13 protein-coding genes and 1 tRNA gene are annotated in these 12,754 nt (G+C 66.9%); 2 read left to right on the top strand and 12 right to left on the bottom strand.

All coding sequences use genetic code 11. The features are described 5' to 3' along the window. Window positions 1-31: 31 nt before the first annotated feature. The 9 genes from ACZ48Y_RS01595 to ACZ48Y_RS01555 form a co-directional block, all read right to left on the bottom strand. A complete protein-coding gene (locus ACZ48Y_RS01595; RefSeq protein ID WP_464741503.1) occupies window positions 32-913 on the bottom strand; it encodes a 2-hydroxyacid dehydrogenase in 882 nt (293 codons plus the stop codon). Further along, the gene (locus tag ACZ48Y_RS01590) at window positions 906-1,448 is read right to left on the bottom strand and encodes a GNAT family N-acetyltransferase (RefSeq protein ID WP_464741501.1); all 543 of its coding nucleotides are present in this window, start codon (window positions 1,446-1,448) and stop codon (window positions 906-908) included. Before ACZ48Y_RS01590 ends, ACZ48Y_RS01595 begins: the two co-directional genes overlap by 8 nt. Window positions 1,449-1,501: 53 nt before the next feature. Then, window positions 1,502-2,779, bottom strand: coding sequence for a Glu/Leu/Phe/Val family dehydrogenase (locus tag ACZ48Y_RS01585; protein ID WP_464741499.1), 1,278 nt, complete (start codon window positions 2,777-2,779; stop codon window positions 1,502-1,504). After that, window positions 2,776-4,032, bottom strand: coding sequence for a Glu/Leu/Phe/Val family dehydrogenase (locus tag ACZ48Y_RS01580; protein WP_464741497.1), 1,257 nt, complete (start codon window positions 4,030-4,032; stop codon window positions 2,776-2,778). Before ACZ48Y_RS01580 ends, ACZ48Y_RS01585 begins: the two co-directional genes overlap by 4 nt. 49 nt (window positions 4,033-4,081) lie before the next feature. After that, window positions 4,082-5,044, bottom strand: a complete 963-nt coding sequence (locus ACZ48Y_RS01575; RefSeq protein WP_464741495.1) for a polyprenyl synthetase family protein — start codon at window positions 5,042-5,044, stop codon at window positions 4,082-4,084. A gap of 91 nt (window positions 5,045-5,135) precedes the next feature. Beyond that, on the bottom strand, window positions 5,136-7,466 hold the full coding sequence (locus ACZ48Y_RS01570; protein WP_464741493.1) for an Ig-like domain-containing protein: 2,331 nt from the start codon (window positions 7,464-7,466) through the stop codon (window positions 5,136-5,138). After that, complete coding sequence (locus ACZ48Y_RS01565; protein WP_464741491.1) at window positions 7,466-8,098, bottom strand: redox-sensing transcriptional repressor Rex; 633 nt, start codon at window positions 8,096-8,098, stop codon at window positions 7,466-7,468. Before ACZ48Y_RS01565 ends, ACZ48Y_RS01570 begins: the two co-directional genes overlap by 1 nt. Next, window positions 8,091-8,876, bottom strand: a complete 786-nt coding sequence (locus ACZ48Y_RS01560; RefSeq protein ID WP_464741489.1) for an SPOR domain-containing protein — start codon at window positions 8,874-8,876, stop codon at window positions 8,091-8,093. The genes ACZ48Y_RS01565 and ACZ48Y_RS01560 overlap by 8 nt, the downstream gene beginning before the upstream one ends. Before the next feature lie 8 nt (window positions 8,877-8,884). Next, window positions 8,885-10,321: a tetratricopeptide repeat protein gene (locus ACZ48Y_RS01555; protein ID WP_464741487.1), complete on the bottom strand. Its 1,437-nt coding sequence runs from the start codon at window positions 10,319-10,321 to the stop codon at window positions 8,885-8,887. Between the two features lie 90 nt (window positions 10,322-10,411). Between ACZ48Y_RS01555 and ACZ48Y_RS01550 the strand changes: the two genes are divergently transcribed. After that, window positions 10,412-10,488, top strand: a tRNA-Met gene (locus ACZ48Y_RS01550). Between the two features lie 34 nt (window positions 10,489-10,522). Here ACZ48Y_RS01550 and ACZ48Y_RS01545 read toward each other — a convergent pair. Further along, window positions 10,523-10,939, bottom strand: coding sequence for a DUF420 domain-containing protein (locus ACZ48Y_RS01545; RefSeq protein WP_464741485.1), 417 nt, complete (start codon window positions 10,937-10,939; stop codon window positions 10,523-10,525). Further along, on the bottom strand, window positions 10,893-11,234 hold the full coding sequence (locus ACZ48Y_RS01540) for a hypothetical protein (protein WP_464741483.1): 342 nt from the start codon (window positions 11,232-11,234) through the stop codon (window positions 10,893-10,895). Before ACZ48Y_RS01540 ends, ACZ48Y_RS01545 begins: the two co-directional genes overlap by 47 nt. A 49-nt stretch (window positions 11,235-11,283) precedes the next feature. On the opposite strand from ACZ48Y_RS01540, the gene ACZ48Y_RS01535 reads away from it, so the two are divergent. After that, window positions 11,284-11,604, top strand: a complete 321-nt coding sequence (locus ACZ48Y_RS01535; RefSeq protein WP_464741481.1) for a tRNA-binding protein — start codon at window positions 11,284-11,286, stop codon at window positions 11,602-11,604. Here ACZ48Y_RS01535 and ACZ48Y_RS01530 read toward each other — a convergent pair. After that, entirely contained in the window at window positions 11,601-12,749 is a 1,149-nt protein-coding gene (locus tag ACZ48Y_RS01530; RefSeq protein ID WP_464741479.1) for an aminotransferase-like domain-containing protein, read from the bottom strand. The genes ACZ48Y_RS01535 and ACZ48Y_RS01530 overlap by 4 nt on opposite strands. Window positions 12,750-12,754 lie beyond the last annotated feature (5 nt).

Genomic DNA, 12,754 nt, shown 5'->3' with positions numbered 1-12,754 from the left:
GGATCCGGCAGGAACGCCGCCACGGCGACCCTCAATACCCGGCCTCGACCACGTTCCAAAGCGGCCGGCCCTCGAGCAGGCGCCGCACCTGGGCCTTGACCAGGCGGTAGGCGCGGTCCCAAAAGCGCGGCGAGGCCCCGGCGACGTGGGGGGTGAGGTAGAGCCCGGGGGCCTGCCAGAGCGGGTGCGACGCGGGCAGGGGCTCGGGGTCGGTGACGTCGAGCGCGGCCTTGACGCGCCGCGCGTAGAGCGCCCGGGTCAGGGCCTCGGTGTCCACCAACCGGCCGCGTCCGGCGTTGATCAGCCAGGCTCCGGGACGCATCGCCTCCAGGAACCGGGCGTCGACGATGCGCTCGGTCGCCTCGGTGAGGGGCAAGAGCAGGATCACCGCGTCCACCCGGGGAAGCCGCTCAAAGAGCGCGGTGCGGGGCCAGACCCCGGGGCGGGGGCGTCGGGCCATCCGCTCGATGCGCACCCCAAACGGCTTCAAGCGGGCCTCGACCGCGCGACCGATCGCCCCGTAGCCAAGGATCAGCACCCGGCGGCCCAAGAGCTCCGTTCGCGCCGCCTCCCGCCAGGGCAGCCAGGACCGGGCAGCCTGAGCGTGGACGTAGCGCGCGGTGTCCTTGGCCAGCGCCAGGAGGGCCTCGACCACCCATTCCGCGACCGGGACGTCGTGAACCCCACGGGCGTCGGCAAGAAGGACCCCGGGAGGGACGAGGTCGAGCACCCAGTCCACCCCCGCGGAAAGCGTCTGCACCACCTTCAGCCCCTGCAGCGCCGCGAGGTGGGCGCGGGTGCGCGCGCGGTCCCCGAAGCGAGGCACGTAGAACGCCGGGGCACCGTCGTCCTCGATCGCCCCTTCCAGGGGCCAGTCCCGAACCTCGACGCCCTCGGGCAGCCCTTCAAGCAAGCCCCTCGGCGTCCCCGGCGGCACCCAGAGCCTGAGCCCAGGTCTCCCGGTCGATCTCCATGAGGGCATCCTCGTCTCCTTCCCCACTAGGGGCGTAGCCCACCAGCCGAAAGCCAGCCTTTTCGAAGGCTCGCCGGGCGCGAGCGTTCCAGCGAAAGGTGCGGAGCCGCACCCTGGCCAGGCCGAGCTCGGAAAAGGCCTTCTCCAGCGCGGCGCGCACCGCCTCGGTGCCGTAGCCCTGGCCCCAGCGGGCCTTTTCGGTGATCAAGATCCCCAGCGTGGCCTCGCCGCCCTGCAGGTCGTAGAGCTCGACCGCCCCCAAGAACGCGCCCCCCTCGTCGTAGATCGCCCAGGCCACGCGATCGCCCCGGCGCAGCTCGGCGAGGACGACGCGCTTGAAGAGCCAACGGGGCATCCTCAAGGGGCGGTGGCCGTTGAGTCGGGCGATCTCGGGGTCGCGAAAGCCCGCGTAGAACCGCGACCACGCGGTCTCGTCCTGGACCTCGAGAAAGTTTTCAAGCCGCACCCGGGCCACGCTCCCATTAAAGCAAACGGGGCCAGAGGCCCCGCTTGCCGGCGCGATGCTGGTTAGGGGTAGAGCCCCCGCAAGGCCCGGGCCTCGAGGACGCGCGTGGCCGCGAGGATGTAGGCGGCGGTGCGCAGCGAGGCCCCCACCGCCTCGGACTTCGCCCAGGCGGCCTCGAAGGCGTCGGTGATCACCCGCCGCAGGTTCTCGTTGACCTCCTCCTCGGACCAGAAGTAGGAGTTGAAGTCCTGCACCCACTCCAGGTAGGAGACGATCACGCCGCCGGCGTTCGCGATCACGTCGGGGACGACCAGCACCCCGCGCTCGCTGAGGATGTCGTCGGCGGCGGGGGTGGTGGGGCCGTTCGCCCCTTCCACGACCATCTTGGCCTTGATCTTCCAGGCGTTTTGCTCGGTGATCGCGCCCTCGAGCGCCGCCGGCACCGCAATCTCCGCGGGCAGGGCGAAGAACTCGCCGGAGGGCACCGCCTCGGCCTTGGGGTAGCCGCGCACCCCGCCGCTCTCCGCGACGTAGCGCAGGAGGTCGTAGGGGTCGATCCCCTGTTCGTTGTAGATCGCCCCGGTGACGTCGGCGATCCCCACCACCCGGGCGCCGTGGTCGAAGAAGGCCCGGGCGGCGGCGTTGCCCACGTTCCCGAAGCCCTGAATGATGACCCGGCTGCCCTCGATCGGCAGGCCGATCTTCTTGGCCGCCGCCGCGGCGACGAAGAAGACACCGTTCCCGGTGGCGTCCTGGCGCCCCAGCGAACCGCCGAGCGCGATCGGCTTGCCGGTGACCACGCCGGGCACCGTCGCGCCGACGTTCATCGAGTAGGTGTCCATCATCCAGGCCATCTCCCGCTGGCCGGTGCCCACGTCCGGGGCCGGGATGTCCTTTTTAGGGCCGATCAGAACCCCGATCTCCGAGGTGTAGCGGCGGGTCAGGCGCTCGAGCTCGCTGATCGAGAGCTTTCTCGGGTCCACCCGGATCCCGCCCTTGCCCCCGCCGTAGGGCAGCCCCACCGCGGCGTTCTTGATGGTCATCCAAGCGGCCAGGGCCATGACCTCGGAAAGGGTCACCGAGGGGTGGTAGCGCACGCCTCCCTTGGCGGGGCCTCGGGAGGTGTTGTGCTGCACCCGGTAGCCCTCGAAGTGAGCCACGGTCCCGTCGTCGAGACGAATGGGTACGTCAACGATCAGGATACGCTTGGGACGCTTCAGGGTCTCCACCCAGTAGGCCAGCGGACCGAGGTAGGGGGTCACCCGGTCCACCTGCTCAAGGTAGGTCTTCCAGGGGCCTTCGGTGTCTTTGGGTAGGAAGGAAAGCGGTTCGTGCTTCACGGGTACACTCCCCTGAGGCGCGTGGCCTCGTCGACGCGGCGGATGGCGATCACGTGGGCGGCGCTACGCAAGTGGCCGCCGTTCTTCTCGGCCTCGGCCTCGACCACGGCCAGGGCGCGGTCGAGCACCGAGAGGATCTGCTGGTTGACGCGCTCCTTCTTCCAAAAATGCTGGTTGAGGGTCTGCACCCACTCAAGGTAGTCGGAGATCAGCACCCCGCCGGTGGCCAGCACGTGGGGGATCACGCGCTTACCCCGCGTCCGCAGGATGCGGTCCGCCTCGTAAGTGATGGGCACGTGAGCGGCCTCCACCAGCCAGGGGGCCTGGACCCGTTCCGCGTTGTCCTCGGTGATCACGTGCTGGTAGGCGGCGAGGACCACCACGTCCACCTCCAGGGCAAGCAGGTCCTCGTTGCTGATCTCTCGGGCGGGGTAGCCGGAAAACCCCTCAGCCTGTTCGTGATGGGCGATCAGCGCAGGCAGGTCGAGGCCGTTCTCGTCGTAGAGGCCGCCGGTGTCCATCGAGACCGCGACCACCCGCCCCCCGGCGCGATGCAACGCGAGCGCGACCGCCCGGCCCACCTGGCCGAAGCCCTGGACCGCGATGCGCCGGCCCTCAACCGGGCCGGCGAAGCGCTCGAGCGCGTGCACGAGCCCGCTGGCCAGCGCCTGGTTGCGGTCCTGGTCGCCGGAGAGCTGGGGAGGCTTGCCCACGACCACCGCCGGCTCCGCATAGCCCTTGGCCTGGGAGTAGGTGTCGAGGAACCAGCCCATGACCTGGGCGTCGGTGCCGAACTCCGGGGCCAGGACGTCGACCTCGGGACCGGCGAGGTTGACCAGGCCGTACATGTAGCGGCGCGAGAGGCGCTCGAGCTCCCCCTTGGAAAACCGCGCCCGGTCCACCGGGATCCCCCCCGCCGCACCGCCAAAAGGAAGCCCCAGCACCGCGGTCTTCAACGTCGTCCAGGCGGCCAGGCCGGCGACGTCCCCCAGGGTGAGCGCGGGATCGTAGCGCACGCCGCCGATCGCGGGCCCCCGGGCGGTGTTGTGCACCACCCGCCAGCCGCGAAAGGTGCGCACGCTGCGGTCGTCGAGCTTGACCGGCAGCGCCACCGAGCTGATGCGCTCGGGGTGCACCAGGTACTGATAGGTGGTGGGGTGGACCCGCCCCCGTTCGGCGACCTCCCCGAGATAGGCCATAAAGTCCCCCCAGAGTCCCGGGGGTCCTGGCGGCTTCCATACCGTGTTCTCCATCACGGCCTCCTGTTCCGCGGGGATTATAGCGCCTCCTCCGGGGGCATCCCTACCGAATGCGCGCGCGCTCTTGCTCCGCGAGGTCCTTGAGCGCAGCCTTGGCCGGGCTTTCTGGAAGCGGCGCCAGGGCGGCCAGGGCGCGGCCCACCTCCTCCTCGATGAAGGCCTGGGCCGCCCGGGCTGCGCCGGTCTCCCGGGCCAGGCGCTGGAGGGCCTCGATGTCCCCGGATCCGCGCCCCCGCCGGGCGAGGATCGGGGCGACCGCCTCCGGGGCCCGGTCCAAGAGCTCGAGGGTGATCAAGGTCAGCTTGCCCTCACGCACGTCCCCGCCCACCGGCTTTTTGAGGGTCGCCGGATCCCCCATCAGGTCCAGGTAGTCGTCGCGCATCTGAAAGGCCAGCCCGTAGGCCTCGCCGAACGCCGCCAGCGCCCGGCGCCAGGGGTCCGCTTCGGAACGGCCGTCGAGGATCGCCGCCCCCTCGGTGGCCGCGCGCATCAAGGCCGCGGTCTTCCCCCGGATGATGCGCCGGTACTGGGGCAGGGAGTGGGTCTCAAGCGCGGCCAGCTGAAACTGCAACACCTCGGCCTCGGCGAGCTGCTTCGCGGTCTCAGCGAAGAGGTAGACGAGCGCCATCCGGCCGGTCTCCGCGAGCAAAAAGAGGAGCCGTGAGAGGAGGTAATCGCCGGAAAGGACGCTCACCGCGTTGCCGTACTTGCGAAACGCCGCCTCGCGCCCACGGCGGGTCTCGGCGTCGTCCACCAAGTCGTCGTGGAGCAAGGTCGCGGAATGCAACAGCTCGACCGAAAGCGCGAGCTCCATCTCGTGGGGGACCCCACCGTCGCGAAGGGCCCGGCTGGCCAAAAACGCAAGCCGGGGGCGGATCCGCTTGCCCCCGGCGTAGATCAGGTCCTCTTCGATCAGCTGGATGAACTCGACGTCCGAGCGCAAGAGCGCTCGGAGCCGCGCGTCGAATCGGGCCAGGAACTCGTTGGCTTCAACGGCCGTCGCCACCTTAGGTATTCTAAAGGCCTTTGGACCCCATGAGCCAAATAACTAATGGCCCTGCTTTAAAGCAGGGCCATTAAAGAGTTCTTAATGATTATTAAGGACCGCTTGAAGGCGCATAAGATACGAGCACGCCAGGAGTTAAGTATTCTCCACTGCCCGTCGCCACTTTAGCGGTGATTATGCGATCCCCTGGCAAACTTGGATCATGCCCAGCTGAAGCCCGGCTTGTATCCCAAGCAAATACATAACTAACATCGTTAGTTCCCTCGATTTTGGCTGCATAGCCTAGGAATTGCCCGTTAACGTAAATTTCGACGGATAACACCGTACCCAGACTGCCAACTAGCGTACCATTCAAACCGACAGTGACTGCAACCACCGTTCGCTCGGCGCCAGGCCCAACATCATCGTTTTCCTTCGGGTTCGTGATGATAAAGGGGCTAACGATGAAAACATCAAGCTCGCTTTCACCAATCGCACCAGTGACATCCTTTGCTCGAGCAATCAACGTGTATTCACCCGGAGTAGAGCGAGATGTGTTAAATGAAGCTTGGTAATAACCATCAGACAAGGTTCCGTCGGCGATTTTCGTCTCTTTTCCAGACGAATCCCTTATAAAGAAACTCACTCCACCCATACTAAGACCTCGTTGTGCTTCAACATAAGCAGCAAGCCTGATGTCCCCAGCAAGACGGATACCAGGTAACGGACTGCTATCGCCTACCCACGCCCATTGCACCACAGGGTCATTGGCAACCGTCACCTTGATGAGCGCGGTCGCCTGGTTCCCGGAGGTGTCGTAGGCAATCGCCTTCAGGTCCAGCGCGCCATCGGGCACCGAACGCGTGTCCCACGACAGCGAGTAGCCGTCCGTGCCATCCGCGTCCTCACCCAATAAGTTCGCCCCCGCATAAAACTCGACCTTCGAGATCCCGCGATCGTCCTCCGCCGAAACCTCCAGCACGACCGTCCCGCTTACCGTCGCATTGTTCGCCGGCCGCTGCCAGCTCACCGTCGGTGGGGTCTCGTCCGCATTGGCAACCGTCACCTTGATGAGCGCGGTCGCCTGGTTCCCGGAGGTGTCGTAGGCAATCGCCTTCAGGTCCAGCGCGCCATCGGGCACCGAACGCGTGTCCCACGACAGCGAGTAGCCGTCCGTGCCATCCGCGTCCTCACCCAATAAGTTCGCCCCCGCATAAAACTCGACCTTCGAGATCCCGCGATCGTCCTCCGCCGAAACCTCCAGCACGACCGTCCCGCTTACCGTCGCATTGTTCGCCGGCCGCTGCCAGCTCACCGTCGGTGGGGTCTCGTCCGCATTGGCAACCGTCACCTTGATGAGCGCGGTCGCCTGGTTCCCGGAGGTGTCGTAGGCAATCGCCTTCAGGTCCAGCGCGCCATCGGGCACCGAACGCGTGTCCCACGACAGCGAGTAGCCGTCCGTGCCATCCGCGTCCTCACCCAATAAGTTCGCCCCCGCATAAAACTCGACCTTCGAGATCCCGCGATCGTCCTCCGCCGAAACCTCCAGCACGACCGTCCCGCTTACCGTCGCATTGTTCGCCGGCCGCTGCCAGCTCACCGTCGGTGGGGTCTCGTCCGCATTGGCAACCGTCACCTTGATGAGCGCGGTCGCCTGGTTCCCGGAGGTGTCGTAGGCAATCGCCTTCAGGTCCAGCGCGCCATCGGGCACCGAACGCGTGTCCCACGACAGCGAGTAGCCGTCCGTGCCATCCGCGTCCTCACCCAATAAGTTCGCCCCCGCATAAAACTCGACCTTCGAGATCCCGCGATCGTCCTCCGCCGAAACCTCCAGCACGACCGTCCCGCTTACCGTCGCATTGTTCGCCGGCCGCTGCCAGCTCACCGTCGGTGGGGTCTCGTCTCCCAAAGCCAAATTTTCTGTACTAATGGTTAAGGGGAGAATCCTTTTTTCGATGTAACTTCCTCCGTTTTCGTCTCGCAAAATAAAGGAAGCCTCGATATACCACCCTTCATATGGAACATTATTTTGATCAGGAATTTCCTTGATCAGCTCGTACCAATAATTTGCAAAAGACTGCATGCCAATGTTCATTATGTAGGTTCCTTGTTTAATTTCACCTCGATCGGCTCTAGGGATATTCAATACTGCTTTACTTTTCTGCGTAAGGTGCTCCAATAGTTTGTTCTGGGGGTCAAAAAATTTAACTGAAGCCTCTGTAACGGTAATACCTGGGCTAGGACCTTCAATTGAAAAAAGAGCGCTCATCGTCACAGGATCTGCTGAAATCTTGTCCTCAGGGCCTTTAATTTTCACAGAAATCGCCGTTGGCTCAAGCTTAGTGAGTTTAAAGTTTGCCCCCCCCAACCTTACTCCGCCACAGGCGGAAAGAAGAAGTAGGATTCCTATACTTATCCCAAAAAGCAGTTTCTTCACAACCATCACCTCTCCATTACCCTGTGATTAACATAATACGTCAATCTGGTAAGCCCGCCTAAAAAATCGACGTTTTCTATGTGTACAGAAGATGGGGCTTCCAAAACGGCGGGCGAAAAATTAAGAATTCCCCGGATCCCCGCCCGCACCAACCGGTCCGCGACCTCCTGCGCCGCCTCAGCGGGGACGGTGATCAGGCCGATCTCGGCTCCCCGGGTCCGGACCGCCTCGGGCAGGGCCTTGATCGGCTCGATCACCCCCTGCCCCACCGGCTGGCCGATCTTCTCCGGATCCACGTCGAAGTAGCCGACGTGCACGAAGTTCTCGCCAAAGCCCGGGTAATCGGCCAGGGCCTGGCCAAGCCGGCCCATCCCCACGATGACCAGCCGCCAACGGCGGTCCAGCCCCAGGATCTGCCTAAGCTCGCGTTTCAAAAAGGGCACCGCGTAGCCTACCCCTCGGGTGCCGTAGCTGCCGAAGTAAGAGAGGTCCTTGCGCACCTGAAACGCGGTGACCTGAGCGGCCTCGGCAAGCTGATCGCTGGAGACGCGTTCAATACCACGGCGATCGAGGTCCTCGAGCACCCGCAGGTACTGCACCAAACGGGAGATCGCTGCACTGGGCACGCGGTTAGCCACCTCGCACCTCCACCGGCTCGAAGCCCTCCGCCTTGAGCCGTTCCTTGACCTTCGGCAAGGCCGCGTTGTCCACCGGCCCAACCCAGACCTTGGCCCAGCCATCGCGATAGTAGAGGACGACGTCGTAGCCCTTCTCCTTGAGCGTGCGGGCCAGCTCGGCGGCGCGGTCGAGGTCCTTGAACGCCGCGACCTGCAGGTAGGTTCCCGTAGGGAGGGGGGTGTCCCCGCGGTAGATTAGCGGCTCGTAGCGGGCCAGCCGCTTGGCGGCCCGCTCGGCCTCCGCGCGGTCGGCGAAGGGCCCGACGACGACCCGGCTGACCTTCCCGACCACCTCGACGCGGACCGGATACCCCTCGCCCTCCAGCCGTTTGGCCAGCTTCGCCGCGTAGCTGGGGCGGGTGAAGGAGCCCACCGCCACGCGAAAGCGGCCGCTCGCGGGGGCGGAGGGCTGGGGCGCTGCGGCACCGGCCTCGGGCGCGGAGGCCGCGGGGGGGCTGGAGGCCGGGGTCGCTTCGTTGGCGGGGGGAAGCGGCAGCACGGTAATCGGCTCCGCAGGAGGCTTGGTCTCGCGCTTCGGCGCGGCCTGGGAGGGCGCGACCTCAGAGGCCTGTGGAGGCGAGGGCGCCTCGGCCTTTGCGCTGGGGGCGGGCGCGGAGACCACCTGTGGCGGTTTCGCGAAGGGGTTGATCCCGATGAGAAAGAAGACGATCGCCACCACGACGGCGGTGAGCAAAACGAAGATCAGGACGTCGAGCCAGTTCTCCTTGAGCCAGGACATGCCGCCTCCTACCCTTTCACCGGACGATACCCGAGCTCAAGCGCCTTTTTCCAGGCCCGCTTGGCCTCGGCGTCCCGTCCCAGGGCCTTCAGCGCCCAGCCCAGCTGGTACCAGGCCTCTCCCCAGTCCGGGCGCAGCTGGACCACCTCGCTCAGCACCCGCTCCGCGTCGGAAAAGCGCCGCGCAGCGAGGTAGGCCGCGCCGAGGTTGAACTTGATCTCTGGGGCAGGGTCCAGCGCGGCGGCGCGCTCAAGCGCGGCCGCCGCCTGGCCGTAGTCCTTGCGCGCGTAAAGGGCGAGGCCGTACCAGGTCCAGGCCTCCGCCTGCTCCTGGCGCGCCTTGACCACCTTGGCCAGGGCCGCCACAGCCTCGTCGTACTTCCCCAGCAGATAGGCGTTCTTTCCGAGGATGAACCAAAGGTCGACCGGCGCCTCGCCGGAGATCAGGCCGAGGGCTAGCTTGGCCGCGCGGTAGGCGGACTCGGCCTGCCCCGCCGCGTCGTAGGCCGCGGCCAGCCCAGCCATGACCTCGGGGGCCTCCGGTGCCAGACGCAAGGCACGCTTAAACGCGTCGAGCGCCGCCTCGGGCCGCCCCAAAAGGAGGTACAAACGACCCGCCTCGTAGTGGTAGGGCCAGCGCCCGGGGTCCAGCTCGAGTGCCTTTTGCAACAACGCCAGCGCCCGCTCCGCGGGTTGCTGGTTCTTCAAGAGGAGTTTGGCCTTCTTAAAGAGGAACGCGGCCTTAGCTTTGGGGTCCGTGGCCTCGGCGAGGGCCTGGTCCAGAACCCGATAGGCGCGCTCGGAGAGCTCCAGGGCCTGGTAGACGTCCGCGAGAAGGAGCACGGCCTGGGCATCCCCGGGCAGGGCCTTCAGCCGCTCGTAGAGGTAGACGACCGCGCTCTGATCGCGCCCCGCCCGGTGCAGGGCGTCGGCCAGGAGGAGGTCCACCTCCGGGTCCCCGCCGTGCTTTTGGTAGAACGCGAGCAGGGCGTCGGCGGCCTGATCGGGTTGCCCCTGCTCGAGGTAGGCCCGGGCCAGGCCGAGGGCGGCAGCGCGCACGGCGTCTCGCGCAAGCTTGGCTTCCTCCCCGAGGCGGACCGCGGTGGCGAAGGCGTCCGCGGCCTCGCGATCGCGACCGAGGTCAAAGAGGACCAGGCCCAGGTTGTACCAGCCTTCGAAGCGCTTGGGCTCGAGCATCGTGAGCTGGCGGAACTCAAAGAGCGCCTCGTTCAGCTTGCCCATGCGGTAGTAGCCGAGCCCAAGGCCCAGGTGAGCCCGGTAGTTCTTGTAATCGTCGGCGACGATGGCATCGAAGATCGCCACCGCCTCCCCGTAATGGCCGGCGCTGAGCGCCTCGAACCCCTGGTTCAATCGATCGTCGAGGTCACCGCCCTGGGCCATCGCGAGGGCCCAAAGCAGCGTCAATAGCCATAGCCATCTCTTCATGGGTTCTCCTCCCGCACCTTCACAGGCATTCTAAAGGGCCGTGGCGCCGCTTGACAAAAGATGCTCCAGCGCGTAAGATCTTCTTTGCGACGCGGGGTGGAGCAGCCTGGTAGCTCGCCGGGCTCATAACCCGGAGGTCGCGGGTTCAAATCCCGCCCCCGCAACCAGAACGAAGGGCGCGCCGATCGGCGCGCCCTCTTCTCATTGCCCCCAGACCGCCAGCACGCCCCAGACCAACCACCCGGTCAGGGCCACCGCGAGCCAGTTGACCACCGCCCAGGGCGCCAGGCGGCGATGGCGCGCGAAGGCGCCGCGGAAGGCGAAGTAAAGGACGGCCCCAACGAGCGGAAGGTTGATGGCCGCGATCAGGGTGTGGAATCCCAGCAGGATCAGGTAGGCGGCGCGGTAGGCCTCGGGGCCGGCGTAATGGCGCCCGCCATAGAGCCCAGCCTTGAGCAGGTACAGCACCAAAAAGAGGACCGCGAGGGCAGACGCCCAGAGCATCGCCCGGTGGTGGGCTTGACGCCGGCCGGCGCGAATCTCGCGCACCCCGTAGAGCAGGACCAACGCGCTAACGCCGATGCTTACGACGCTTAGCAGGGCGAGCCAGTCTTGCATGACGCACCTCCTCCTCGAGCACCCGGGCCAGGCGAAAGGCCTCGGCGTCGGCAGCGCTGCGGGCGTAGGAAAAGCCACTCAGCCAGGCGGCATAGGCCTCCCGGCCCCGCCCCAGCCGGAGCTGCGAGCGGGCCAGGGCCAAGAACAACCAGGCCAGCCCCCGCGACCGCTCTCGCGAAGGGGGCATCGCCTCCAGACGCTCGATCATCGCCCGCGCCCCGGAGGCCCCCTCCTCGGGACGGGCCTCCAAGAGCCCCCGGGCGTAGTCGACGACCGCTTCAACGGAATCCCTCACCCACACCCCCCTAGGCCCGACGCCACGCCGCGAAGTATACCTAAAAGCGATGCAGCCCCTCGACGCCCTCGACCTCCGCGTGGGGCGGATCCTCCGCGCCGAGCCCCATGACAAGGCAAAGCAACCGGCCTACAAGCTCTGGATCGACTTCGGCCCCCTGGGGGTCAAGACCTCGAGCGCCCAGATCACCGCGCGCTACACCCCGAACGACCTGGCGGGCCGTCTGGTGGTGGCCGCGGTCAACCTGGGCAAAAAACGCATCGCCGGGTTCACCTCCGAGGTGCTGGTGCTCGGGGTCGCCGACGCGCAAGGGCGGGTGGTCCTCCTCGCCCCGGACGACGAGGTCCCCCTCGGGGGGCGGGTCTTCTAGGCCGAAAAGGCCTCCGCGAAGACCCGGGCGAGCCGCCGCACGCCCTCCTCGATGCCCGCCTCGTCGACGCTGGCGAAGGTCAGCCGGGCCGAGGGGTAGCCCCCTTGAGGGAAGAAGGCCTCGCCGGGCACGAAGGCCACCCCGGCGGCGAGGGCCCGCTCGAGGAGGGCCCGGGTATCGGTCCCTTCGGGCAGGCGCAGCCAGAAGAACATCCCGCCCTTGGGCACCGTCCAGCGCACGCCTTCGGGCATGTGTTCGGAAAGCGCCTCGGCCATGACGTCACGACGGCGGCGGTACAGGGCGCGGACACGCTCGGCCTGCGGCGACAGCGCCCCGGCCTCGATAAGCTCGGCGAGGATCGCCTGGCCCAGGATGTTGGTGTGCAGGTCGGCGGCCTGCTTGGCCTTGATCAGGTACTCGAGCAGCTCCGGACGGGCCACCAGGTAGCCGATGCGCAGGCCCGGCGCGATGAGCTTGGAGAAGGTCCCGGCGTAGATCACCGCCTCCGGGTTCCGGGCGAACAACGGGGGCGGGGGCGGCGCCTCGAAGTGGATGTGGCCGTAGGGGTCGTCCTCGAGCACGAAGGTCCCGCTGGCCCGGGCCCAGTCCAGCACCTGCGCGCGCGTCGCCTCGTCCCAGAGCGCCCCGGTGGGGTTTTGGAAGTTGGGCAGGAGGTAGGCGAGCTTCGCCCCCTCGGGCAGCGCCGCCACCCGCGGGCCGCTCGCCCCCAAAGGCACCGGAAGGAAGCGGACCCCATAGGGCCGCATCGCCAAGAGACCGCCCATGTAGGTCGGCGCCTCGACGACCACCGCGTCCCCGGGGTCCAAAAAGACCCGGGCCACGAGGTCGATCGCCTGCTGGCTGCCGGAGGTGATCAGGACCCAGTCCGGCTCGACCCCGAGCCGTTCGGCGACGTAGCGGCGGACGACCGGGTGGCCCTCGGTGGGGCTGTATTGCAGCGCCGCCGGGCCGTAGGCTTCAAGCGCCCGCTGGCTTGCGGCCTTGATCGCGTCCATGGGGAAGGCCTCGGGGGCTGGCACCCCACCGGCTAGGGAGATCACCCCGGGGCGACTTGCGAGCTTCAAAAGCTCGCGGATCAACGAACTTTCCATGCGTTGGGCGCGCTGGGACAGTCGTGGTTGCATCCTCT

The organism is Rhabdothermus arcticus (assembly GCF_055382915.1).
This window is presented reverse-complemented; position numbering and strand designations above follow the sequence as displayed.